Origin of the sequence: Paenalcaligenes suwonensis (assembly GCF_011290505.1) — a bacterium.
GTDB lineage: Bacteria > Pseudomonadota > Gammaproteobacteria > Burkholderiales > Burkholderiaceae_B > Paenalcaligenes > Paenalcaligenes suwonensis.
The window spans coordinates 301,888-325,749 of the sequence record NZ_JAANPV010000002.1 but is presented as its reverse complement, the minus strand read 5'-3'; the positions used below and the strand labels follow the sequence as shown (position 1 = coordinate 325,749).

The 23,862-nt window shown below is 52.3% G+C and carries 20 protein-coding genes; 7 read left to right on the top strand and 13 right to left on the bottom strand.

Annotation, left to right across the window (positions count from 1 at the left end; all coding sequences use genetic code 11):
- Positions 1–6: 6 nt before the first annotated feature.
- The 8 genes from GY634_RS04720 to GY634_RS04685 all read right to left on the bottom strand — a co-directional run bounded on the left by GY634_RS04720 (position 7) and on the right by GY634_RS04685 (position 10,559).
- Positions 7–3,981: an amino acid adenylation domain-containing protein gene (locus GY634_RS04720; RefSeq protein ID WP_242683604.1), complete on the bottom strand. Its 3,975-nt coding sequence runs from the start codon at positions 3,979–3,981 to the stop codon at positions 7–9.
- A gap of 27 nt (positions 3,982–4,008) precedes the next feature.
- On the bottom strand, positions 4,009–4,248 hold the full coding sequence (locus GY634_RS04715; protein ID WP_166407421.1) for a phosphopantetheine-binding protein: 240 nt from the start codon (positions 4,246–4,248) through the stop codon (positions 4,009–4,011).
- Entirely contained in the window at positions 4,245–5,888 is a 1,644-nt protein-coding gene (locus tag GY634_RS04710; protein ID WP_166407420.1) for a (2,3-dihydroxybenzoyl)adenylate synthase, read from the bottom strand. The genes GY634_RS04715 and GY634_RS04710 overlap by 4 nt, the downstream gene beginning before the upstream one ends.
- Positions 5,889–5,895: 7 nt before the next feature.
- On the bottom strand, positions 5,896–6,588 hold the full coding sequence (locus GY634_RS04705) for a 4'-phosphopantetheinyl transferase family protein (RefSeq protein WP_166407419.1): 693 nt from the start codon (positions 6,586–6,588) through the stop codon (positions 5,896–5,898).
- 157 nt (positions 6,589–6,745) lie between these two features.
- Positions 6,746–7,522, bottom strand: coding sequence for an alpha/beta hydrolase (locus tag GY634_RS04700; RefSeq protein WP_166407418.1), 777 nt, complete (start codon positions 7,520–7,522; stop codon positions 6,746–6,748).
- Positions 7,522–8,703: an ABC transporter substrate-binding protein gene (locus GY634_RS04695; protein WP_242683603.1), complete on the bottom strand. Its 1,182-nt coding sequence runs from the start codon at positions 8,701–8,703 to the stop codon at positions 7,522–7,524. Before GY634_RS04695 ends, GY634_RS04700 begins: the two co-directional genes overlap by 1 nt.
- An 8-nt stretch (positions 8,704–8,711) precedes the next feature.
- Positions 8,712–9,500, bottom strand: a complete 789-nt coding sequence (locus GY634_RS04690; RefSeq protein ID WP_166407417.1) for an ABC transporter ATP-binding protein — start codon at positions 9,498–9,500, stop codon at positions 8,712–8,714.
- 6 nt (positions 9,501–9,506) lie between these two features.
- Positions 9,507–10,559, bottom strand: coding sequence for a FecCD family ABC transporter permease (locus GY634_RS04685; protein ID WP_166407416.1), 1,053 nt, complete (start codon positions 10,557–10,559; stop codon positions 9,507–9,509).
- Between the two features lie 88 nt (positions 10,560–10,647).
- Here GY634_RS04685 and GY634_RS04680 point away from each other — a divergent pair, with 88 nt between their 5' ends.
- The gene (locus GY634_RS04680) at positions 10,648–11,427 is read left to right on the top strand and encodes an alpha/beta hydrolase (protein ID WP_166407415.1); all 780 of its coding nucleotides are present in this window, start codon (positions 10,648–10,650) and stop codon (positions 11,425–11,427) included.
- A 22-nt stretch (positions 11,428–11,449) separates the two neighbouring features.
- Here GY634_RS04680 and GY634_RS04675 read toward each other — a convergent pair whose 3' ends face one another.
- From GY634_RS04675 to denD, 5 genes are all read right to left on the bottom strand, one after another.
- The gene (locus tag GY634_RS04675) at positions 11,450–12,142 is read right to left on the bottom strand and encodes a dienelactone hydrolase family protein (RefSeq protein WP_166407414.1); all 693 of its coding nucleotides are present in this window, start codon (positions 12,140–12,142) and stop codon (positions 11,450–11,452) included.
- A gap of 197 nt (positions 12,143–12,339) precedes the next feature.
- A complete protein-coding gene (gabT, locus tag GY634_RS04670) occupies positions 12,340–13,605 on the bottom strand; it encodes a 4-aminobutyrate--2-oxoglutarate transaminase (protein WP_166407413.1) in 1,266 nt (421 codons plus the stop codon).
- Positions 13,606–13,883: 278 nt separating this feature from the next.
- Positions 13,884–15,665, bottom strand: a complete 1,782-nt coding sequence (locus GY634_RS04665; RefSeq protein WP_166407412.1) for an IlvD/Edd family dehydratase — start codon at positions 15,663–15,665, stop codon at positions 13,884–13,886.
- A 5-nt stretch (positions 15,666–15,670) separates the two neighbouring features.
- On the bottom strand, positions 15,671–16,561 hold the full coding sequence (locus GY634_RS04660) for an NAD(P)-dependent oxidoreductase (protein ID WP_166407411.1): 891 nt from the start codon (positions 16,559–16,561) through the stop codon (positions 15,671–15,673).
- Entirely contained in the window at positions 16,558–17,541 is a 984-nt protein-coding gene (denD, locus tag GY634_RS04655) for a D-erythronate dehydrogenase (RefSeq protein WP_166407410.1), read from the bottom strand. The genes GY634_RS04660 and denD overlap by 4 nt, the downstream gene beginning before the upstream one ends.
- A 147-nt stretch (positions 17,542–17,688) precedes the next feature.
- Here denD and GY634_RS04650 point away from each other — a divergent pair, with 147 nt between their 5' ends.
- From GY634_RS04650 to GY634_RS04625, 6 genes are all read left to right on the top strand, one after another.
- On the top strand, positions 17,689–19,158 hold the full coding sequence (locus GY634_RS04650) for an FAD-binding oxidoreductase (protein ID WP_207625499.1): 1,470 nt from the start codon (positions 17,689–17,691) through the stop codon (positions 19,156–19,158).
- 73 nt (positions 19,159–19,231) lie between these two features.
- Positions 19,232–19,972 carry a FadR/GntR family transcriptional regulator gene (locus GY634_RS04645; RefSeq protein ID WP_207625493.1) on the top strand — a complete coding sequence of 247 codons (741 nt, stop codon included), beginning with the start codon at positions 19,232–19,234 and terminating at the stop codon, positions 19,970–19,972.
- Between the two features lie 71 nt (positions 19,973–20,043).
- A complete protein-coding gene (locus GY634_RS04640; protein WP_166407409.1) occupies positions 20,044–20,562 on the top strand; it encodes a TRAP transporter small permease in 519 nt (172 codons plus the stop codon).
- Positions 20,563–20,569: 7 nt separating this feature from the next.
- The gene (locus GY634_RS04635; RefSeq protein ID WP_166407408.1) at positions 20,570–21,847 is read left to right on the top strand and encodes a TRAP transporter large permease; all 1,278 of its coding nucleotides are present in this window, start codon (positions 20,570–20,572) and stop codon (positions 21,845–21,847) included.
- A gap of 47 nt (positions 21,848–21,894) precedes the next feature.
- Positions 21,895–22,902 (top strand): TRAP transporter substrate-binding protein, encoded by a 1,008-nt coding sequence (locus GY634_RS04630; RefSeq protein ID WP_166407407.1) that lies wholly within the window; start codon positions 21,895–21,897, stop codon positions 22,900–22,902.
- 52 nt (positions 22,903–22,954) lie between these two features.
- Entirely contained in the window at positions 22,955–23,686 is a 732-nt protein-coding gene (locus GY634_RS04625) for an SDR family oxidoreductase (protein ID WP_166407406.1), read from the top strand.
- The last annotated feature ends 176 nt before the right edge of the window (positions 23,687–23,862 follow it).

The window sequence follows — 23,862 nt, the reverse complement described above, 5'->3', positions numbered from 1 at the left end:
TTATTTTTATACCGTTTGTGCAGCGACGCTGCCTTGTAAGGCTGTTTGCAGCACAGGAAGTATGTGTTTCAACGCATCAGCACCGGTTAAATGGGCGTGCAATGAGGGCACGTCATGCACTTGCAGGCTACTGACCCATGGGTTCCACATAGCGGGTTCAAGGGTATCGCCCACATGATCCAAGGCAGCACGGAAGTACAGGACGGGGTGGTTCAAGGGTTGGTGCCAGTGTTGACGTACCAAGCGGTTGTTTAACTCTACCGAGCGAAATACCCCTTGTAACTGAGCATCACTTAAGGTGCCCAATGCATGGCCACTTTGACGTAAGAAACCAATCACGCCCTCTTGGGTAAGCGGTACATTCAAGCTGTCAGGGTCGTAACCGGCGATGTACAGCAGGGCTTTGTAGCTGGCCTCTAAGGCGGGTTCTTCGCGATTGCGCCAGACATCACTAGGGTACGCATCCAGCATAGATACTACGCCTAGTTCGGCATCGCGTGATTGCAAAATGCGAGCAATTTCATGCACCAACAAACCACCTACCGACCACCCCAGTAAGTGATACGGGCCATGTGGTTGCACGGCTTGGATTTGATTGGCGTAGTCTTCCGCCATGTCATGCAAGCTGGTGGGCACAATATTGGCGGCATCTAGGCTGCGTGATTGCAAGCCATATACCGGTTGGTCGCTGCCGCATTGGCGGGCTAGCAAGCTATAGCACCAACTTAAGCCACCCGCAGGGTGTATGCAGAACAGCGCAGGCTGTGCGGGTTTACCGTGTGCCGGTGGACGCAGGGTAAAGATGGGGTTAAAGCCCGCATTGGCGTCTTGTTGGCCTTCCAGTAAACGCTGCACATGGTTGGCTAATCTATCAATAGTAGGGTGCTCGAAAATAGCCCCTAACGTTAAGGTGATCTGGTAGTGCTCACGCAAGGTAGCGGCTAATTGTGCGGCTAACAGCGAATGCCCGCCCAATGCAAAGAAGTCGTCATCGGCATAGGGTAGATGTTGCAGTTGTAGCAACTGCTGGTAAAAATGGGCCAGCTGTTGTTGTACCTCGCCACGCAACGGTGCGCCCTCTTGGCGTTCACGTGTAGGGGCGGGCAGGGCTTTGCGGTCTAGTTTGCCATTTGCATTGATGGGTAAATCGTCCATCCAGACCACGGCGCTAGGCACCATGGCTTCAGGTAAGTGGGCGCGCGCAAAGGCTAATAACGCATTGCTATCAGCCTCTGCCTCTGTGCGAGCGACTGCATACACCGCAATGTAGAGGTCGCCGGGTCGGTCTTCACGCGCAATCACCGCTAAGTCACGCAAGCCGGGGTACTGCGCCAAGCAAGACTCAATTTCACCCAGTTCAATACGCTGTCCACGTAGTTTGATTTGATGGTCGGCCCTACCCAGATACAGCACCGCGCCGTCATCGCGCCAACGGGCTAAATCACCTGTGTGGTACAGACGTTGTTGGGCATCAAAGGGACTAGTGATAAAGGCTTTATCGGTCAGGTCTTGTCGGCCCAAATAGCCATCAGCGAGCTGTATGCCACCCAAGTACAAGGCACCGGCTACGCCTGGCGCAACCGGGCGCAAGCAATCGTCCAGAATGTACAGCTGGGTATTCCAAACGGGTAAACCAATAGGGATAGGGTCGTCTGGGTGTTCTTTGCTGACGGGCCAGTAGGTTACATCCACAGCGGCTTCTGTAGGGCCATAGAGGTTGTACAGGCTGCCATTCATGCGTTCGTAAAAACGGGCGGCCAAATGGGCGCTTAGCGCTTCACCACTACAAAATACGTGGCCAATGGTGAGCCCTTGGCTCTGGGGTTCGTTCAAGAAGGCCGCCAGCATAGAGGGCACAAAGTGCACCACACTGATGTTTTCTTGAAGAATAAGCTGAGCCAGAGCGTGTGGGTCTTTATGCTGATCAGGCTCAGCAACCGTGAGCGAGGCACCGCACAGCATGGGCAAAAACAGTTCCCACAACGACACATCAAAGGTGTAAGGGGTTTTCTGCAAAAAACGTGACGCTTCGGTAAAACCGTAATGGGTTTTCATCCACAGCAAGCGGTTCACAATGGCTTTTTGGCTAACCACTACACCTTTGGGATCACCGGTAGAGCCAGAGGTGTACAACACATAGGCAGCATCGTCTGGCTGTGTTTCAGGTAAGGCAATGCTGGTGTCGGGGTCTGTGCTGAACAGTTGTGTGGCGTTATAGGCTGGCACAGAAAACTCAGCGTTGGCGGTGCACAAACTGCTGTCGTGAATCAGTACAGCCGGTTTGGCTGACCCTAAAATACGGCAGATACGGTCGGCCGGTTGGGCAGTGTCTAGCGGCAAGTAGGCGGCACCTGCAGCCATCACGCCGTGTAAACACATTACCATCTGATCGCTGCGTGCCATACCTACGGCCACAATACTACCGGGGGTGACGCCAAGTGCGATCAAATGTTGGGCAATGCGCTGAACTTGAGTATCAAAACTACCAAAATCGGTGCTTTTACCCTTATAGGACAAGGCTTCTGCTTTGGGGCTGCGCAGGCTTTGTTCGCGTATCAGCTGCGTCAGCGTCGTAGCAGGAATAGGGTGTGCGGTGCGGGCTTGCCCGTCTACCCAGTGCTCGTACTCGGCGGGCGTGATGCTGGCCACCGTTTCTAAGCTGGACGCTTGCAAGGCTTGCTGTAGAAAGTACTGAAAGCGCTGCAAATGGGTTTGCAGGCCTTGTTGTGTGTACAGCGTAGGGTTAGCTTCAATTTCCAAACGCAGGTTTTGGCCATCAGGCGCTGCTCGGAAGTTAAAGTTCAGGTCTTCTACCGGCCCCGCACACAGCACACGCTGTTTGGCTTCTACGTCAGCAATCGTATAGGGCACATCAAAAGGCAAAATATTAATCAGTGGGCCATGCAAACGGCGTTGTCCGCCCAGTAAGCCTAAGTCTCGGCGCAGTTGTTCGCTACGGTAGCGGCCATGACGGCGCGCTTTAAGAATGGCGTGCGAACCTACACTCAGCACTTCACTTAGCGGTGTATGCTGCGGCACGGTCAGGCGCAGTGGGGCCACGTTCATGACCGTTGCAACACTGCGTGCACTCACATTACCCATGCGACCCATCCATGGCATACCGACTACTACATCGCTTTGGCCAGTATGGCGTTGAATGTAAGCGGCACTTAGCAAGGTCAGCAAGTCAGGCCAACTGATTTGCTGCTCGGTCTGTGTGGCGAGTAATAGCGCTAAGGTGTTAGACGCTATGGGGGCGTCTGCGCGTAGAAAATAGGGGGCGCTTTGGGCCACACCGCTGGTCAAACTACCTACATCGCCAATAGAAGCCAAGGCTTCGTGCCAGTAGGCGGCATCTTTTTGGCGTTTCTCGCTGTGTCGGTAGCGCTGATCGTCGGCCACTACCTCGGCAAACGAGGTCAGTGCGGCACTGGGTGTTTCATCGCTATTCAATTGTTCACGGTATAACGCTAAGGCACGTGATTCAATTAATGACATGCCATAGCCATCGGCGGCCAAATGGTGCACGCGCTGGTACCACTGGCAATGCGTGTCTGATAGCAAGAACAGAACTTGTCTAGACAGCGGGGCTTGCGTGGGGTCTAAGGGGTGGTTGTGATCCGCATGCATGAGTTCAGCAGCGTGCTGAATCGCATCAGGCTGATGGCGCAGATCAATCACCTCTAGCTGTACCCGGTGGGTAGCATCGAAGTATTGCAGTGGCCCCTGATCGCTATCAATCATGTGCAACGACAAGGCGTCAGCCTCTAGCAAGGCTTGATTAATAGCGTTTTGCAGCGCGGCCAGTTGTAAGGTGCCGATGAAGTCTGTGCAGTGTGCTGTATTGAAAATCGGGTTATCCGGCGATAAGCGCTGGGCATACCATAGCCCCTCTTGGGCTTCAGTCAGAGGAACAGCTTCCTCTGCCGTATGCATGCGAGGAATAACCAGAGTTGAATCATAACGAGCAGTAGACTTCATGAGTGGGTAACAACAGCGTGAAACAAATCAGGATGCAGTGTGGGCGCTAATCAGCGACCACCAGTGGCTTAGCGTGGCATCTTCTGCCATCTGGGAAAACTCGATGCGGGCACCCGCATCACGCCAGCGCGAAGCCAAGGTCATGGCGCGCATAGAATCCAAACCCCAGTCCATCAGATTGTCGTCATCGGCAATCTCGCTAGGATCTTCGTGTAGCATGGCCGCAATATCGGCACGCATGCGTTCTAAGGTAAGAGTTGTGCTCATGATTGAGAAAGTTGAGTGTGAAGTTGTGCTTGCAACTGTGCACGTAACGCCTTGCGGCTGATTTTGCCCGCAGCAGTTGCCGTAAACGCATCAACAAAGATAATTTGATCGGGTACTTTGAATTCGGCTACGCCACGCTCACGCACCCATTTTTTAAGGTCGATGGCGCGTGGTTTTTGTTCGCCTTTGGCGATCACAAAAGCGCAACTGCGTTCGCCCAAGTATTCGTCTGGAATGGAGACGACGGCGGCATCGAACACCTGTGGATTTGCCAGCAAATGGTCTTCAATTTCTTCCGCCGAGATTTTTTCGCCCGCACGGTTAATGTGATCGCCCGCGCGGCCCTGTACTACCAAGTAGCCTGCATCGGTTAAACGCACAATGTCGCCAGTACGGTAGTAGCCGTCTGCGGTAAAGGAACGCTCGTTTGCCGACGGGTTGTTGTAGTAAGCACGAATGGTGTAGGGGCCACGTGTGAGTAGGTGGCCAGCTTCGCCAGGCGCAACAGGTTTGTCGTGATCGTCTACCAGCAGGATTTCGTCGTCTGGGCTGATGGGGAAACCTTGGGTTTCCACGATGGTGTCTAGGTCATCGCCCAAGCGGGTGTAGTTCACCAAGCCTTCGGCCATGCCAAATACTTGTTGCAGGGTAACGCCTAGTGTGGGGTGTACGCGTTTGGCCACTTCGGGAATCAGCTTGGCACCACCTACTTGTATGACCTTCAGCGTTGATAGGTCAGGGGTGGAACGGCCTACGGCTTCCAACCACAGCAACAACAAGGGTGGTACTAGGCTAGTAAAGGTGACGCGTTCTTGTTCAATTAAACTGAAGCAATCTTCGGCACTAGGCGAGGGGGACAAGACCACGCGGCCACCTGCGTACAGCGTACCCATAAAGCCGGGTGAGCTCATGGGAAAGTTATGTGCCAAGGGCAGGGCACCCAAGAAAATACTGGTGTCGTCTAAGCCGCAAATGCGTGCGCTTTCACGCAGGGTGTAGATGTAGTCGTCGTGTGTACGCGGAATCAGCTTGGATAAGCCGGTGCTGCCACCCGAAATCTGCAAGAAGGCCACATCTTGGGGGGATGAGACGTTCACAGGGAAATCGCTAGGCACAGCCGTTTGCAGCAAGTCAGCAAAGGGTGTGTAGTCGCCAGCATCGCCCACTACAACGATGTCTTGTAGTTCGGGGTAACGTTGTTTTAGCTCTGCCGCGAGATCACGGTAATCAAAACCGCCATGGTTATCGGCACATAGGTAGGCTTTGGCCCCACCTGTTTTAGCAAAGTGCTCGATTTCGGTAATGCGGTGGGCAGGTAACGCATACAGCGGTATCAGGCCAGCACGGAATAAACCAAAAATCGCGCTAATAAACTCAGGGATGTTAGGCAGATGAACAATGACTCTATCGCCTTTTTTTAACCCTTTTTGTAGCAGACCGGCAGCAATGGCAGAGGCCTGTTTATCAAGGTCAGCGTACGTTAAACGCTGTGCACCACCTACTACGGCTACGCGATCAGGGTATTGTTCGGCGCGTTGGCGCAGCATCGCGCCAAAGGTTTCGCCGCGCCAATAACCGGCTTGCTGGTAGCGTTGTACAAATTCGGAAGGCCAAATCTGGGTAGGTAGGCTGTGACTCATAACGGTATCAGTGCAATAAACGATGAAGCTGTTCGGTCTGGAGGCAGGTGGCCTGCAACAGAGGGGCAGCTAGGGAAGAGGCTACCGCGCAGCAATAGCTATCGGGCGCTGGGCACAGGCTAACTTGATGTTGCTGCAAGCCTAGCGCGGGTGGGCTGCGTCGTAGCGATTGAAAATGTGATGCAGGTGGCAGAAGTTGTAGCTCAGCCGGGTCAGTGCGTAAGCCATTGCCATGCGCTTTAAGCACCGCCTCTTTACTGGTCCAGTACGCAAAGAAGCCAGCACCTTCTACGGCCGTGGCGTCGGCCTCTGGGCAGAAATGCTGTGCTAGTAGCGTGGTATCCGCTGCAGGGGATAGGTGTTCAACGTCTACGCCCACCGCTTGGCTGGAGACAGCGATGCTAATTAACTCGTGCGAATGGCTAATATTGAAGTAAGGCAGGGCAACATCACGATTAAAGCGCGCTTGTGGTTTGCCATAGGCATCGGGTTGTATCTGTAATGCAGCAGGGCTTAGCTGATTGTGGTGTGCCAACAGATGGTAGGCCGAGGCATACGCCAATTGGCGTATCTGTTGTTGTGCTGGTTGGCGTGCCGCGTGTATATGCGTCCAGTCCTGATCACGCAGACACGCAAAGAAGGACGATGGTAGCCCCTTCGCTGTGTGAGTGTGTAGGTGATAGACGTAAATGGTGTTCATTGCAGCAATGCTTACTACCGCCACGTGTAGATGCGTCCGTGCGGGATGCCCTTATAAATGATGTCTATATGGAATGAGGAAATGCATTCCATTTAATAATCATTCTCATTCTAAAGTGCTTTTGTAGTGAAAGCCAGTGCCAAGCTCGTAATTCGCGCTATAGCCGCATCACTTCAAAGGCGATTGTGGCCGAGTGGGCCAACATGGGGCCATGCGCCAGTTGCGGGCACAGTTCTAGCTGACAATGGGGCTGTAGCTGCTGTGGCAACGCATGCAACCATGCCTGTATTAACGGCAAGGTAGGCTCACCTGGTGGGCGTGTTTGCCCGGGCTGCTGCGGATGGGGGTGCCACTGTTCTTGCTCACCTAGCAGAATGTGCAAGGGGGCCGCGTGCGCTGATGTGGGGGGTGCTGCTGCAGCAAGTTGGTGCAAATAAGGCCAACGCCACCACACAGAAGGGCTAGCAACCACGTATTGGTCAAACAACGGTCGTTGTTGCAGCCACAGGTATAACGCATATAACCCAGCATAAGAATGGCCAAATAGCCCTAGTTTTGAGGTGTTGAGGTCTATGTGCTGAGCAAGCGTAGGGATGAGTGTTTTTTCTAGGAAATCACTAAATGCGGGTGCGCCACCATTTTTCCATTCTTTCACGCGAGGGTCTATGTCTAGGCCATCCGGGTGGGGAGGGGTAAAGTCATACGCACGCCGTATAACGGTTTTAGCGTGTGTGGTGCCATATCCCAAGCAGGCGATATTAATCGAGTTAGCGTGGCGCTTACGGAAATGCTGTATGCACTCTTGCAACCAGTCCCCATCCAACAACAGCAGGGTGGGGGCTTGTGGGCTGGTTAGCCATAATTGCAAGGTGTAGGGCTGACCAGCATCGTTGTGCAGCGTCAGGCTATGCGTGGGTGACAGAACATCAGACATTAGGGCTGCGCAGGTGTAGTGCTAGGCTGTAGTTCCACCATATAGGTGCCTTGCATGGGAACTGTTAGAAAGCGCTCGTTGATTTCGTTTAGCGTATCCAATGCCGATACCCCTTCAAATAGCTCAGGGTGTATCCACGCGGCCAGTGCTTCAATAAAGACCACATGCAGCGGGGAATCATTAAAGGCATGCCAAATACCGTAGGCTTTGCCGTTTTGCATTGCAGGTAAAGATTGCAAGCGGTTGCCATCAATAATGCGTTGCAGGCTTTCGCGGGCTTGGGTTTCTTCAACGCCAGTACCAATCACTAAACCTTTATCCGCACGCTTGCCTGCGCCTGTGCCTGTGGCTACGTAAACGCTAGGGTTACGCGCATTGATGTATTCAAAGTTGAGTTTTCCAGTGGCGGTTTTAAGCACGTCGCTGCCAATGTTGTGGCCACCTGCATAACTGATCATGTCGTTAAAGGTGCCGGTGCCAGGCGAGTTGCAGCAGTCGGTGCTACCTGCATGCGCGTGTACAAACACCGGAGGTCTGTCATCGGCGTCGACGTTGGCTAGGCGATCAGCCACGTTTTTCATGTGTGTTTCGTACAGCGTGATGAACTCTTCAGTACGCTCAGCTTCGCCTACCGCAGTACCCAATGCACGGATGCTGGGCACCGTGTTGTTGAGTGGGTCTACAAAGAAGTCGATCACAATAACGGGGATATTCGCCGCGGCAAAACGCTGTAGCAGCAGAGAGTTTTCAGGGTCTTCGTTAGGTTTAATGCCCGCAAAGTTGGTGGTTAGCACGACCAAGTCAGGGCGTTGGGCCATGGCTTGTTCTACCGAGAAACTTTCAGGGGTGTGGCGTCCTACAACGGGAATCTTAGCGATTTCAGGGAAACGTGCTTTGTAGGTTTCGTATTCGTTAGAAAACGAGGTGCGGAATTCGTCAGACCACCCAGCCACAATATTGGCTGGTTCTGGATGCACCAGTGCCAACACTGGCAGGTGGCGCGCTTGGGTCAGAATCAGGCGTTTTGCTGGGCCGGGTAGGGTAACGGTACGGCCCAATGCGTCGGTAACCACTATGGGGGTGGCAGCCTCGGTTTCGGTGGCGTGTGCGGGTGCTAACAGCAATAGGCTGCAGCAGCTAATGACCAGAACACGTAGGGTGTGCATGCAAGAACGAAACATGGGGCTACCTATAAAATGGGTTTGCGTAGGCCATCAATCAACACTTGATGTATGCCTTTAGAGCAGCTTTCTATGCGAGCAGAAACGCCATAGGCATCGCCTAGCGTTTGGGCATTGATCACGTTATTGGGCTCGCCTTCTGCTAACAGGCCACCACCTTTAATCATGACGGCATAGTCGCAATGGCGCAGGGCAATGTTCAGGTCATGCAGCACAATTAACGTGGTGAGCTGATGCTCGTGGGTTTCTTGGCGCAGCAAGTCCATGACATGGAACTGATAGTTCAAGTCCAAGGCCGACAAAGGCTCGTCTAGCAGCAGCAAACGGGGGCGTCGAATTAAGGCTTGTGCCAAACCCACCAACTGTTTTTGGCCACCCGATAACTGATCCAAGTAATGCAACGCCAAGTGTTCAATGCCTAAGCGTTTGAGCAGCGACAAAATCTCGTCTTCGTTGATCTGGCCGCTGTTGTCAGGGGCTAGGGCTGACGCTTTAGCAGCGACCAGCACCGATTCAAATACACGCAAGTGCACCGAGGCGGGTAAAGATTGCGGTAGGTACACCACATGCTGCGCGCGCTGCTCGAAGCTGCTGCGTGCGAGATTTTGGCCATCCAACACCACTTCGCCTTTGCTAAGCTTTAATAGGCCAGCTAAGGCTTTAAGTAGTGTAGATTTACCGCTGCCGTTTGGTCCCAGTAAGGCCACCAGTTGGCCGTTTTTTAAGGGCGCCAAACTAAGATCGGAAATAATCGTACGTTTGCCGTAGGAAAGTTGCAGGTTACTTACGTCTAACATGGGCAATTAACGGCTTTGGCGGCGTAACACCACCGACAGGAAGAAAGGCACACCGACTAACGACGTCACAATACCTACCGGTACGATGATGCCGCTGGACAGGTTTTTAGAAGCAATAGAGGCCAAGGACAAAATCATGGCACCAATGAGTGCGCTGCCTGGCAAATAGAAACGGTGATCTTCGCCAAACAGGCGGCGAGAAATATGCGGAGCAATTAGTCCAATAAAGCTAATCGTCCCTACAAACGACACGGCCAAGGCAGCGAGGAAGCTAATACGCAGCAGCGACGTTAAACGCAGGCGCTGTACGTTAATACCAAAACTGGTGGCGCGCTCTTCGCCCAAACGCAGTGCGGTGAGTTTCCACGAATCACGTAGTGCCAGGGGCAGAATAATGGCGACAGCCAAGAACATGGCACCCACTTTAGGCCACGTGGCACGAGACAAACTGCCCATGGTCCAGAACACTAAAGCTTGCAAGTCTTCAGCGCTGGCCACAAACTGCATTAACGACACTAACGCGTTAAATGAAAACACCAAGGCAATACCAAACAGCACCAAGCCCGAACTGCTCATGCCGCCCCAGCGGGCAACGGCATCCAATAAGAAGGCGGAAAGTAGGGCAAAAATAAAGGCGTTACTGGCTACCATCCAAGCGTGGGCTAGGCCGGGCAAAGAGAGGTCTAGAATAATGGCCAATGATGCGCCAAAGGCGGCAGCAGACGAAATCCCCAATGTAAATGGGCTGGCCAGTGGGTTGTTCAGGATGGTTTGCATCTCTGCACCCGCCAAACCTAGACCCAAACCAATGGCCACCGCCATCATGGAGTAGGGCAGGCGGAATTCCCACACAATCACACGCGTGGTGGGTTCTGCATCGGCAGGACTCAGTAGGGTTGTAAAGAGTTCTGACCAACTTAATGCTGACGGACCTAGCGTAAAATCAGCAAGCGTGGACAGTACAATAACAAAAACCAGAGCGGCGATAAGTAACCAGCGCGTGCGTAGCAGGCGGTGGTAGGTGTGGGCTGCAAGCGCAGGATTTGATGCGATGGACATCCTGGTGTAAATGAGAATGGTTTATGAAACTATGAGTATAGTGGATTGAGCCGCGAGTTGCTGGACTGAATCGTAATAGTAGGCGTTTATGAATCATGCAAAATTGACGGTGCAAACCGCTGAAGGCGATGAACTTCCCGTGTGGCTGGCGTGGCCAGAGGCTATTCCCCCAGCGGGTGGTTGGCCAGTGATCTACGTGCTGGACGAAAAAGAGTTTCGGTTGCTGTTGCAAATGCGGCGCGAAGCGGGAACGCAAAGTACAGCCGCCGTACTGGTGGGCATAGGCATGCCAGATGCCGAGCGACGCCACTATTTTTACACGCCCAAACTGGGGCGCATTACCGAGCAGCCAGCAGGCACTGGAGGAAGCGCGGTACTGCTACAGACCTTGCTTAATGTGGTGGTGCCCGAGGTAGAGCGATGGCTAACGGTGAAACCGTTGTCGTCAGCTACGTTGGTGGGCCATTCGTTAGGGGCTTTATTTGTGTCGCAATTGCTGTTGCAGGAGCCGGCACGCTTTAAACGTTATGTGATCTCTAGCCCCTCGGTGTGGTGGGGAGATTTTCATATATTGCGTCAGGCTGTAGAGTGGCGCTGTCGTAGCATGGAAACGCACCGGCCGTTGGTGCATGTGAGTGTGGGTGGGTTAGAGCAAGGTTTAACCCCAGCAGATCTGGCCTTGCCTATAGAAAAACAGCAAGAGAACCAGCAGCGACGAGAACGACGACGCATGGTAGAGGGCGCACGCCAGCTCTATGAAACCTTGGATGCGACGGGGTGTTTTGAACTGACGTTCAAAGTGCTTGAAGGGGCAGATCACGGCACCGCGTCTGCCCAAGCATTCAGTGTATTGATCGCCGCCGAATAAGGGCGACTCGATGTACGCCTACTTAAGCCGTAAAGCGCTGCAAAAACGCCAGTGATTGTGCATTGGCTTGTTGGGCAGCACTTTCTACAAAGTGCACGCCACCGGGGCGAGCAAACGCGTGATCGCAACCCTCATGTAGCACCACTTCCCACTCAGCGCGTTCTGCTACATTAGCTTCAATAACTTTGCGCACATCGCTAGGGACGTAATGGTCTAGCTCGGCAATGTGCAGCAAGGTGGGTGCTGCTTTAGCAGGCAACGTAGGCAACAGATCTTGTAAACCCACACCGTAGTAGCTAATCGCGCAGCGAATAGGGCTATGGGCCGCCATGAGCACCACTAATCTACCACCCATGCAGTAGCCTTGAGCAGCAATGTTTTGATGTCCAATTTGCTTAGCTAAAAAGCTGCGTGTGGCTTCTAAGTCGGCCAGTGTTTCGCTGTCTTGCATGTTTTGCATCAGCTCTACACCCAAGGCGAATTGAGTTTGGTTGGTGGGGTTAAGTTCTAGACCGGGTTCTTGACGCCAAAACAAATCGGGGCAAATAACGTTAAACCCTTGTGCTGCCCAGTATTGCGCCAGTTTTTGCATGGCGCCGTTAATACCAAAAATCTCTTGAATCAGCACCAGCCCCGGAGCATTTTTATCAGCGGCAGCAACATAAAGGGCCTTCATGGTTTGGCCCTGTCCTGTAGGTATCTGTACGTAGTTCATGCAAGCTCCTTGATGATGGTGTACTGACCGCTCTGTGAGTGAGCGCAGCAAAAAGTGTAGTGTAACAAAGCAGCTTGCTACACGGGATGGCATAGCCACAGGATAAAAAAAGCCCCAGTAACGTTGAACGTTACTGGGGGTGAAGAGCACCATGTTGTCATGGTTTGACGCAGGCGCAACTGCGTCGTGCGGTTTTATTAACCGCGGATAGCCGCTTCCAGAATATCCAGAGCCTCAGCCATTACTGCATCGGTGATGGTCAATGGGAACAGGAAGCGAATAACGTTACCTTCAATACCGCATGTCAACAGAATCAGTTTGTTGGCCAATGCGCGGTTTTGAATGTCTTTAACGAGTTGTGCTGCAGCTTTGCCAGTTTCTGGATCGCGGAATTCAACAGCAACCATTGCGCCCAAACCGCGGACTTCACAAATGGTTTTAACGTCTTTAGCGATGTCGTTCAGGCGTGCTTGCAACAGATCACCCAGTTCAGCACCACGTGCCAACAGGTTTTCTTCTTCAATGGTGTCGATCACAGCCAAAGCGGATGCAACAGCTAATGGGTTACCAGCGTATGTGCCACCCAGACCGCCAGGAGCCGCAGCGTCCATAACGTCTGCACGACCGCTCAGGCCGGACAGAGGCATACCACCGGCCAAGCTTTTAGCCATTGTGGTCAGGTCAGGTTGTACATCGTAGTGTTCCATGGCGAACAGTTTGCCTGTACGGCCGAAACCAGTTTGCACTTCGTCAGCAACCAACAAGATGCCGTGTTCGTCACATGTTTCACGCAAGAAACGCATGAATTCTGGAGGACATACGTTGAAACCACCTTCGCCTTGTACAGGTTCCAGAATGATGGCAGCAACACGTTTAGGATCTACGTCAGCCAAGAACAGGTGTTTCAGAGCTTCTTTAGCATCTTCAATGGTCACACCAGCTTGTGCGTTAGGGTACAGAGCGTGGTAGATGTCGCCAGGGAAAGGACCAAAGCCCAGTTTGTATGGGTTTACTTTACCAGTCAGAGCCATACCCAGCAGCGTACGGCCGTGGAATGCGGAGTTGAAAGCGATAACAGAAGGACGGCCTGTGAAAGCACGTGCTACTTTGATGGCGTTTTCAACAGCTTCAGCACCAGTGGTGAAGAAAGCAGTTTTTTTAGGGCCAGTGCCTGGGGACAGTTCGTTTACTTTCTCAGCCAGCTCTACGTAGCTTTCGTAAGGAACCACTTGGTAGCAAGTGTGTGTGAAACGGTCCATTTGCTCAGCAATGGCTTTCATCAGACGTGGGTGACGGTGACCGGTGTTCAGCACCGCGATACCGCTTGCAAAGTCAATGTAGCGATTGCCTTCAATATCCCACAGTTCAGCGTTTTCGGCGCGGTCTGCGTAGAAATCGCACATTACACCAACACCGCGTGGGGTGGCGGCATCTTTACGTTTTTTCAGGTCTGCGTTGCTCATGAGGTGACTCCAGGTCAATTCGTGTATTCAAGTATTCTGTTGTTCACGCGACAGAACACATAGGTTGCTGACAGGTAACCATAGAAAATTCTATGTCATCGTGAATAGGGTATAGCTTAAGTCTTAGCTGGTGCTTTCAAAAGAGCCACTTGTGATGGATTATAGAGAACCATTACCGTACCACTTGGCTGCCTCATATAAAAAAAGCACCTAAACAGCATTGCCGTTTAGGTGCACCAAGGGGATGTAAAAGAAATCGTGTGGTGTACAGACCTTATCTAGTGATTGTGTCTAGGTAGTGTCTGGCTCACATTGATAAAGGGCACGGCGCTTTCTAGTACAGCGCCTGTATTTAATTGGCCTACACCATCACGATAAATTTTTTGCCATGGTGTGGCGGTAGCGACGACAGGAGGGGTGAAATGCGCTTTGCGGCGAGCAATTTCTGCGGTCTCTACTAACGCATCGCAGCGGCCAGTATTTAAGTCCACCCGTATGATGTCGCCGGTTTGCAGCCATGATAAACCGCCACCGGCAGCGCTTTCTGGAGAAGCATGCAAAATAGAAGGGCTGTCTGAGGTGCCAGATTGTCGACCATCACCCAAGGTAGGTAGACCAGTAATGCCTTTTTTTAGTAGGGCTTTAGGCGGTTGCATATTGACCACTTCGGCAGCGCCAGGCCAGCCTAAAGGGCCGGTGCCACGAATTACCAGTATGCAGTTTTCATCAATATTTAGGGCCGGATCATCGATGCGCTGGTGGTAGTCTTCTGAACCCTCAAATACGATGGCGCGCGCCTCAAACACTCCTTCATGGCCGGGTTTTCGTAAGTACTGCTGGGCAAAGGCGTCTGAAATAACGCTGGTCTTCATGATGGCAAAGTCAAACAAGTTGCCCGAGAGCACTTTAAACCCGGCTTGGTGTTTAAGTGGTGCGGCATAAGGAAAAATCACTTTGCGATCGGTGCTTTCACGGTCACGTAGCGATTCGCTTAGGGGTTTGCCATTCACGTTGATGGGCTGTTCGTCTAGCTTTCCGTTTTGCCATAGTTCCCACATGATAGCGGGCACGCCGCCTGCTCGGTGGAAGTTTTCACTGAGGTATTCGCCCGCAGGTTGCACGTTAGCCAGTAAGGGAATGTCGTAGCCGTAGGTTTGCCAATCGGTGTCGGCAAGTTCTACCCCAGCATGGCGCGCCATGGCTACTAAGTGAGGTTGTGCGTTGGTGGAGCCACCGATTGCGGTGTTCACTCGTATGGCATTTAAGAACGCAGTACGTGTCATCACGTCTAAAGGCCGTATGTCTTCGTGTACCAGTTCTACGGCCCGTTTGCCTGTGCGGTACGCCATCTGGGATCGCTCACGGTAGGCGGCGGGAATGGCGGCGCAACTGGTGAGCGACATGCCCAAAGCTTCAGCCATGGCATTCATGGTAGATGCTGTGCCCATGGTGTTGCAGTGCCCTACCGAGGGGGCAGAGTCTAAGGCGCGTTGGAAGAATTCTTCTTTGTCTATTTCGCCTGCGGCGTAGGCACGCCGTGATTGCCAGATGACCGTGCCAGACCCTACACGTTTACCATCGTGCCAGCCATCCAGCATGGGGCCGCCGGACAGCACAATCGCGGGAATATTAACCGTTGCGGCGGCCATTAATGCAGAGGGCGTGGTTTTGTCGCAGCCTGTGGTGAGCACGACGCCATCAATGGGGTAGCCATACAAGATTTCTACCAAACCCAAATACGCCAAATTACGATCTAGTGCAGCGGTGGGGCGCTTACAGTTTTCAAAAATAGGGTGAGTAGGGAACTCCATTGGAATACCCCCTGCATCACGTATCCCATCGCGTACCCGTTTCACTAGCTCTATATGTACACGGTTACAGGGAGTAAGGTCGCTACCACTTTGTGCGATACCAATAATGGGTTTGCCAGAGCGTAGCTCTTCTGGGGTAATGCCGTAATTCATGAACCGCTCCATATACAGAGCGGCCAAGTCTATATGCTCGTGGTTATCAAACCAGTCTTGCGAGCGTAGGCGTTTAGGCGTGTGTGGGCTAGTCATGGTTGCTAACCTTCCTTAGGGTTCAGAGACTCAATCTGTAGCAGCAAAGCGCTGTGGTCTAAATCAGCGCCACCGTTTTCGCATAAGGTGCCGAACAGTTCGGTCACGCTAGAGGTAAGGGGGAGTTGCAGGTCATGCAAGGCCATTTGCGACTGTATATTGCGCAGGTCTTTATATTGGTGCTTGCATGGGCCGCCGGGCTCGAAGTGTCGTGTGATCATGCGTTCGCCGTGCAGCGCCAAAATGGTGCTTTCTGCAAAACCACCACGAATAGCATCTCGGAAGGCTGCGGCAGAACCACCCGAGCGTGACACTAATGTCATGGCTTCGGCAATGGCACCAATGGTGATGGCCACAATTTGTTGGTTAGCCAATTTGGCGACTTGGCCTGCACCGTGATCACCGACGCGGGTTAAGCGCCCTAACGCAGCGAACACAGGGGCTAGGGATTCAATCAGTGGTGCAGGGCCACCAGCCATTAAGGCTAGCGTGCCTTCTTGTGCGCCTTTTACTCCACCCGATACCGGGCAGTCTATAAATTGCAATTGATGCTGCGCTAGGGCTGTTGCCAGTTTTTTAGCTGTAGCAGGGCGCGTAGAACTGCTGTCTATAAAGACCGTGCCGGGTTTGGCGGCAGCGATCACGGCAGGATCTAGCACTAGGCTTTCTACGGCTTCGTCATTGCTGAGCATAGTGAACACCACATCGGCGTGGCTGACAGCTTCGGCGGCGTTGTGCGCAAGCGTGGCACCCAGTGGAACCAAGGCTTCTGCTTTTTCAGGGCTGCGATTCCATACCCAGAGATCAAAGCCTTTTTTACGTAAATTGGCACACATGGGTGCGCCCATTAAGCCTGTGCCCAAAAAAGCGATGCGTGGTTGTTGTGTTGTGGTCATGCTCCGGCCCTCATTTCGTCGTCAATGTATTGTTGAATGATCTCATCGAAATTTTGCTCGGCACTAAAGCCTAAGGCAAGTGCCCGTTTGGCGTCGAAGCCAGGAGCCCAGCCTGTGACCATTTTTTGAATGTCTGGATTGGGTTGGTACTGGATCAGACGCGTGGCCTCGTCACCTGCAATACGTCGCAGTGCTTGAATTTGTTCATCTACGGTGACGCTGACCCCAGGCATAAAGAGTGAGCGTCTAGCGCCCAGTGGTGTGGTGTCCATGGTGGCGGCATGCAGGAAGAAATTCACGGCAGAACGCGGTGACGCATGCCAGTGCCTGACGCTAGGGTCTACTGGCAAGATGGCTGTTTGGCCGTTTAATGGCTCACGGATAATGGACGAGAAAAAACCGGATGCTGCCGCATTGGGTTTGCCGGGGCGCACACAGATAGTGGGTAAACGTATGCCTACACCATCCATAAAACCACGACGGGAATAGTCGGCTAACAGCAGTTCGGTAATGGCTTTTTGTGTGCCATAACTGGTGAGTGGGGTGAGGTGAAACTCATCAGGAATAGGGAAAGGTAGGGGAGCACCCACTACCGCAATAGAGGATGCAAACACCATGCGAGGGTAGTAGCCATCGTGCTGGTGTGCATGGCGTATAGCCTCAAATAATTGATGGCTACCAGCCAAGTTAATGGCATAGCCTTTGTCAAAATCTTTTTCGGCTTCACCGGAAACAATAGCCGCCAGATGGATGATTAGATCAGGCCTATCACGCACAATTTTTTCTGCTGCCTGAGGGCTAGAGAAATCAATGCAGTGATACTGGTAGCGGTCTGACGCCAGCGGCATAGGCAGGGTAGGGCAGACGTCATACAGTTGCATAGACTGTATAGGCGAGTTGGCTGCTAAACCGTGCTGTAGCAAATGGTTGGCCAACTTAAAACCTATCATGCCAGCGGCACCAATGATGGCAATACGCATGTTGTTTGTCTCCTCTTAGGGTAAAACCCGATTAGAGTCATCAGGTTTTTTTTCTATAGTTTAGTTGTCTGACAATATGATGTCTGGTTTAAAAGTGCAGGTCAATCCCAAAATGACCACACCTCATCCTTACAGGAAAGAAAAAAATTGAACGCACACTCCTACTCGTCCGCGGCAGTTGAAAGCCCCGTAGATCGTCACGATGCAGCCACTGTATGTGAGCAGTTGCGGCAGCTAGTGGGGGGCGAGTATGTGTGGTCAGGAGAGGATCCACGCGCAGAGCCGTGTTTGCGTGATTGGCATGGTGATCATGTAGCCACTGCGTTAGCGGTGGTGATGCCTGCCAACACCGAGCAAGTGCAGAGCGTGGTGTGTTACTGTGCACAACAAGCGATTGCCGTGGTGCCACAAGGGGGTAATACAGGGCTAGTGTTGGGGGCGTTGCCTTTGGGTGCCGATGCGCGTGTCATCGTGCTGGGGCTAGGGCGTATGAATGCCATTAGAGATATGGACCACGACAACTATGCCATCACGGTAGAAGCGGGCTGCATTTTGCAAACAGTTCAAGATGCCGCCGCTGCACAAGGGTTTTTGTTTCCTGTGTCTTTGGGGGCAGAGGGAAGTTGCCAAATAGGCGGCAATATCAGCACCAACGCGGGTGGTGTGAATGTGTTGCGCTACGGCATGATGCGCGAGCAAGTGTTGGGGCTAGAGGTGGTACTGCCTGATGGCAGTGTGCTGCATAACCTTAAGGGCTTGCGTAAAGATAACCGTGGTGTAGATGTGAATCAGTTATTTATTGGTGCGGAAGGGGCATTAGGCATCGTGACCGCCGCATCTTTACGCTTGTCGCCTTTGCCGCAAAATGTGGTGACGGCTTTATTGGCCTTAGATTCTGTGCACGATGCGGTGCAACTGTATCTGCAAGCGCGTAAGCGCTGCGGCGACTTAATGACCGCCTTTGAGCTGATGCCGAAAAACGTGTTAACGCTTGCGCAAGAAGCATTGCCAGACACCACAGCGCCCATGTCGCTTACTCACTCTACCTATGTGCTGGTGGAGTTCTCGGGGGCTGAGTTGGTCGATGTGGCCGGTATTTTGGAAAGCTTTTTAGAGCGCGTCATGGAAGACGGCCTATTACAAGACGCCGTTATTGCGCACACACAAGCACAGGCAGCCACCTTATGGCGTTACCGCGAGGCAGTGAACGAAGCCCAAGCCTTACGTGGGTTGCATTTACGTTCTGATGTATCGGTATCTATTTCACGAATGGCCGAGTTTGTTGAAGAAGTGCATCAACAATTACAGCAGGCTTTCCCTAGCTCGCTAGTGGTGGGGTATGGCCACATTGGTGATGGCAATGTACACGTCAATGTATTGCCTCCCGCGGATTACACGACTGAACAGCGTATGGCTTTAATCGAGGCGGGAGGGAACATTATTACAGAATGCGTAATGGGTTTTAACGGCAGCTTCAGTGCCGAGCATGGCGTGGGACGTTTAAAGAAAAGTACGTTTGAACACTACGCCGATGCGGCACAGAAAATGTTGATGCACAAACTCAAGCAGTGTGTAGACCCAAAAAACATCATGAATCCCGGTTGTTTGTTGTCCTGACTGGACGCTATGTGCGCTTACAAGGCACACTCGCTATTTTCAGCTAGTGTCAGCCCAAGGAGAAATGTCAGTCATGGCTATTTTTGATCAGATCCAGCGTGTGGAAAGTTTGCCAGCGATGATTGCCCGCCAGATCTACGACAAAGTGGTACAGGGACAGTTGAAAGCGGGGGACAGATTACCCACGGAAAGTGAGTTGTCTGAGAGCTTTGGTGTGAGCCGCACAGTAGTGCGCGAGGCCATTGCACAGTTACGTCACGAAGGCGTAGTTGAAACCAGACGTGGGGTAGGGGCGTTTATTACCGAGCCAGAACGCCGACAGTTTTTACGTTTAGACGACTTGTCGCTCAATGAACCTGAGGCATTTCGCAGTCTGTTCCAGTTACGTAGTGTGCTGGAAGTAGAGGCGGCAGGTTTAGCTGCACAGCACCATACCGAGGAGGAGATGGCGCGCATAGATGATGCACTAAACCGCATGATTCATGCCGATAAGTGGAGTGACGATGGCGTTGTGGCAGACTTGGATTTTCACACAGAGGTTGCTAATGCAACGGGTAATGAATACTTCCCGCTGTTTATTGGTTTTATCAGTGAAAAGATGCATCAAGCCATGAATACGTCACGCAATTATTACGAGCGAGACGAGATAGTCAAAATCACTATTGATGAACACGTTGCCGTGCGTGATGCCATTGCTAGAAGGGATGTGGAGGGAGCCCGTAAAGCAATGGAAGCCCATATTTTGGGTGGTGCACAGCGTGTCAAATTGCAGGCAGAAGACAAAGCGGCACTCTATAAGCCGCGCGAGCTGTAGGTTTTCCTCATGCCAAGACGGTAGGGAGAAGCTGCAGATGCACCGATATAAACACAAAGGAGTCAAGGTACATGCAGTGGATAATAGATTGGTTTTACCGTTTTCTTGGCCTAGTGCTGACCGTTTTGCTTGCTGGCATGGTGGTCATGGTATTTGGCAATGTGGTGCTGCGCTACGCGTTTAATACCGGGTGGATGATTTCAGAAGAGTTATCCCGTTTCTTCTTCGTTTGGCTGACCTTCACTGGCGCTGTGCTGACTTTCAAAGAGCACAGCCATATGGGTATTGAAACCCTGACGTCCAGACTATCGCGTCGAGGTCAGTTGCTATGCATGGCAGCGACCAACCTCATCATTATGGCGTGTGCCTACATTTTTGCAGCAGGTGCATGGGAGCAATTAGAGGTGAATGCCACCATGTATGCTCCAGTCACCGGCCTGTCATTGGCGTGGGTGTATGGCATAGGCATGTTCACGGGGGCAGGGGTGTTTGTGATTGCCGGCTTCCGATTGCTAACGGTGCTGACTGGCAAAGTCAGTGACGCAGAATTAGACCGCTTTGCAGGCGGCCACGGGGCTAGCGCGGAGTAACCTCACCATGACATTACTGATTTTTGTGGCTTCATTATTGGGAGCCATGGCCATAGGCGTGCCTGTTGCCTTCGCACTGATCTTCTGTTCGCTGATGCTAATGCTGCAATTGGACATGTTTAATGCCCAGATCGTGGCACAAAACATGATCTCTGGCGCAGATACCTTTACCTTGCTTGCCATCCCCTTTTTCTTGTTAGCGGGCGAGCTAATGAACTCGGGTGGTCTGTCACGCCGCATCATTGATTTTGCTCTGGCATGTGTGGGGCATATTAAAGGTGGCTTAGGGTTGGTGGCCATTGTGGCAGCTGTGATTATGGCGAGCTTGTCTGGCTCTGCTGTTGCAGATTCTGCCGCTTTGGCAGCGATTCTGGTGCCCATGATGCGTGAAGCGGGCTATAACGTGCCGCGCTCTGCTGGAGTGATTGCCGCAGGTGGTGTGATTGCACCAGTGATCCCCCCCTCAATGGCCTTCATCATTTTTGGTGTGGCGGCCAACGTGTCTATCTCACGTTTGTTTATGGCGGGTATTGTGCCGGGTTTGTTGATGGCACTGACCTTAGTGGTGATTTGGATGGTGGTGGGGCGCAATAGTGCTAGCAAAACGCTACCTAAGCGATCCGGCAAAGAGCGTTTACAAGCTACGGCACGTGCGTCGTGGGCCTTAGGTATGCCCGTGATTGTGCTGGGTGGTATACGCATGGGTATGGTGACGCCTACCGAAGCGGCGGTGATTGCTGCCGTGTATGCCTGGCTAGTCGGTACCTTTGTGTATAAAGAGCTGCGACTACGTGATCTCTACACCGTATTGCTGCGCTCGGCTAAAACCACGGCGGTGGTGATGTTCTTAGTAGCGGCTGCATTGGTATCGGCATGGTTGATTACGGCGGCTGATATTCCTGCAGAACTAGGTGGTTTCCTAGAGCCTTTTATTGAGCATCCCAAATTGCTGATGCTGATCATGATGCTGTTGATCTTTGTGATTGGTACGGCATTGGATCTCACCCCTACGCTATTGATTCTGACCCCTGTGCTGTTGCCTATTGTGAAGATGGCCGGTATTGACCCGGTGTACTTCGGGGTGATGTTTGTGATGAACACCTGCATTAGTTTGCTGACACCACCCGTAGGTGTGGTGCTGAACGTGGTCAGTGGCGTAGCCAAAGTACCGTTAGGGAAGGTCATTGTGGGTGTGGGGCCATTCCTATTGGGCTATTTCCTGTTGTTAATGCTGTTCGTAGCTGTACCTGAAATCATTACCGTACCCATGAAGTGGCTGTATTGAAGCTTGCCCTAGAAGGTAGGCAGATTCTGAACTAAGGAGACAAAGACATGAAAAAACTCGTACTCAGCAGCATGATTGCCCTAATAGGTTTGAGCGCGGCCTTGCCTGCACATGCCGATTTTTCTAAACGTAATATCCGCATTTCTAACGGGCTGAATGCCGAACACCCTGTAGGTAATGGCGTAGAGGCCTTTAATGCCTGCCTGCAAGAAAAGTCGGGCGGTCAGATGAAATTGACGGCCTATTGGAGCGGTTCATTGGGGGGCGACATTCAGGCGACACAAGCGCTGCGCTCAGGCACTCAAGAAGCCGTGATTACGTCGTCATCACCCTTGGTGGGGTTGGTACCGGCACTGGGGGTATTTGACCTGCCTTTCTTGTTCGCCAATGATCAAGAAGCGGACGCAGTGCAAGACGGTGCGTTCGGTGACTTCATTAACGAGAAATTGGCCGAGCAGGGGTTGGTGAACTTAGCGTACTGGGAAAATGGCTTCCGCCAGTTTAGTAACTCTAAGCGTCCCATCGAGAAGTGGGAAGACTTTGATGGCATCAAACTGCGTGTGATGCAGAACAATATTTTCTTGGATACCTTTAATAACTTAGGGGCTAACCCAACGCCGATGGCATTTGGCGAGATTTTTTCGGCCTTGGAAACGGGTGCGATTGATGGTCAAGAAAACCCCTTCGTGACGATTGATACCTCGAAGTTCTTTGAGGTGCAAAAGTACGTGTCAGTCACTAACCATGCGTACACCCCTTTCTTGGTGTTGTTCTCTAAACGTATTTTGGATAAGTACTCGCCAGAGGAACAAGCAGCGTTGCGTGAGTGCGCGATTGTGGGACGCGATGTACAGCGTCAAGCCATTCGAGAGTTGTCGGCTCAGTCTTTAGCCACGATTAAAGATGCTGGCGTGTTGGTGAATGAACTCACTCCTGATGAGCAAAAGCGCATGCTGGAGAAATCACAGGTGGTGTATGACAAGCACAAAGCTGAAATTGGTGAAGATGTAGTGCAGCGCGTGCAAGAGTCTTTGGCCGCCATACGTAACCAGTAATCTATCCTAGGTAGCCGGTGGGTAACGCATCGGCTACCTGTGGGAGTGCAAAATGAGTCTACAAGGAAAAGTTGTACTGGTGACGGCAGCGGCACACGGTATAGGTAAAGCGTCAGCGTTGGCGTTGGCGCGTGCAGGCGCCACGGTGCATGCCACCGATATAGATGAAGATGCATTGCAGGTAGTGCGTGCACAGCAGTCCTCTATAACGATTCACCGCATGAATGTGCGTGACCGAAACGAAATTGATGCTGTAGTGAAAGGTATAGGGGCAGTGGACATCCTGTTTAACTGTGCGGGCTATGTGCAAAACGGTACGGTGCTACAGGCCACAGAAGAGGACTTTGACGTGGCGTTTGATCTCAACGTGAAGTCCATGCTGCGCACCGTGCAAGCTGTACTGCCTGGCATGCTAGAGCGTGGTGATGGCAGCATCATTAATGTGGCCTCGGTAGTCAGTTCATTAAAGGGAGTGATTAATCGTTGCTCCTATGGAACCACTAAAGCAGCGGTTATAGGGCTCACCAAATCCATAGCCGCCGATTTCGTAACCCAAGGCATACGTTGCAATGCGATTTGCCCGGGTACGGTGCAAAGCCCGTCGTTAGACCAGCGTTTGGCTGCTACGGGTGATTATGATGCGGCCATGAAAGCCTTTGTGGCTCGTCAGCCTATGGGGCGTTTAGGTACGCCAGACGAAATAGCCGATTTGGTGGTGTATTTGGCCGGCGCGCGCTACACCACAGGTTCTGTATATGCCATTGATGGCGGTATGTTGATCTAGCCATCTCTCTGGCCTGACCAGTTTCAGCCTTTTAGTCCGTAGTTAGGTTGCCCCACGACATCTGTTGTGGGGTTTTTTTGTGCGGTTTGCAGACGTATTGCAGTCAAATCTGCGGAGATTCTGCTTTTTTCGTTATGATTCTGACTCAGAGTGAGGTGAAGGGGCCATTAAGTACT

Excerpts from the sequence above, each read along its gene's own strand:
- GY634_RS04720 (WP_242683604.1), bottom strand. The coding sequence starts at position 3,981 with ATGAAGTCTACTGCTCGTTATGATTCAACTCTGGTTATTCCTCGCATG.
- GY634_RS04715 (WP_166407421.1), bottom strand. The coding sequence starts at position 4,248 with ATGAGCACAACTCTTACCTTAGAACGCATGCGTGCCGATATTGCGGCC.
- GY634_RS04710 (WP_166407420.1), bottom strand. The coding sequence starts at position 5,888 with ATGAGTCACAGCCTACCTACCCAGATTTGGCCTTCCGAATTTGTACAA.
- GY634_RS04705 (WP_166407419.1), bottom strand. The coding sequence starts at position 6,588 with ATGAACACCATTTACGTCTATCACCTACACACTCACACAGCGAAGGGG.
- GY634_RS04700 (WP_166407418.1), bottom strand. The coding sequence starts at position 7,522 with ATGTCTGATGTTCTGTCACCCACGCATAGCCTGACGCTGCACAACGAT.
- GY634_RS04695 (WP_242683603.1), bottom strand. The coding sequence starts at position 8,703 with ATGTTTCGTTCTTGCATGCACACCCTACGTGTTCTGGTCATTAGCTGC.
- GY634_RS04690 (WP_166407417.1), bottom strand. The coding sequence starts at position 9,500 with ATGTTAGACGTAAGTAACCTGCAACTTTCCTACGGCAAACGTACGATT.
- GY634_RS04685 (WP_166407416.1), bottom strand. The coding sequence starts at position 10,559 with ATGTCCATCGCATCAAATCCTGCGCTTGCAGCCCACACCTACCACCGC.
- GY634_RS04680 (WP_166407415.1), top strand. The coding sequence starts at position 10,648 with ATGAATCATGCAAAATTGACGGTGCAAACCGCTGAAGGCGATGAACTT.
- GY634_RS04675 (WP_166407414.1), bottom strand. The coding sequence starts at position 12,142 with ATGAACTACGTACAGATACCTACAGGACAGGGCCAAACCATGAAGGCC.
- gabT (WP_166407413.1), bottom strand. The coding sequence starts at position 13,605 with ATGAGCAACGCAGACCTGAAAAAACGTAAAGATGCCGCCACCCCACGC.
- GY634_RS04665 (WP_166407412.1), bottom strand. The coding sequence starts at position 15,665 with ATGACTAGCCCACACACGCCTAAACGCCTACGCTCGCAAGACTGGTTT.
- GY634_RS04660 (WP_166407411.1), bottom strand. The coding sequence starts at position 16,561 with ATGACCACAACACAACAACCACGCATCGCTTTTTTGGGCACAGGCTTA.
- denD (WP_166407410.1), bottom strand. The coding sequence starts at position 17,541 with ATGCGTATTGCCATCATTGGTGCCGCTGGCATGATAGGTTTTAAGTTG.
- GY634_RS04645 (WP_207625493.1), top strand. The coding sequence starts at position 19,232 with ATGGCTATTTTTGATCAGATCCAGCGTGTGGAAAGTTTGCCAGCGATG.
- GY634_RS04640 (WP_166407409.1), top strand. The coding sequence starts at position 20,044 with ATGCAGTGGATAATAGATTGGTTTTACCGTTTTCTTGGCCTAGTGCTG.
- GY634_RS04635 (WP_166407408.1), top strand. The coding sequence starts at position 20,570 with ATGACATTACTGATTTTTGTGGCTTCATTATTGGGAGCCATGGCCATA.
- GY634_RS04630 (WP_166407407.1), top strand. The coding sequence starts at position 21,895 with ATGAAAAAACTCGTACTCAGCAGCATGATTGCCCTAATAGGTTTGAGC.
- GY634_RS04625 (WP_166407406.1), top strand. The coding sequence starts at position 22,955 with ATGAGTCTACAAGGAAAAGTTGTACTGGTGACGGCAGCGGCACACGGT.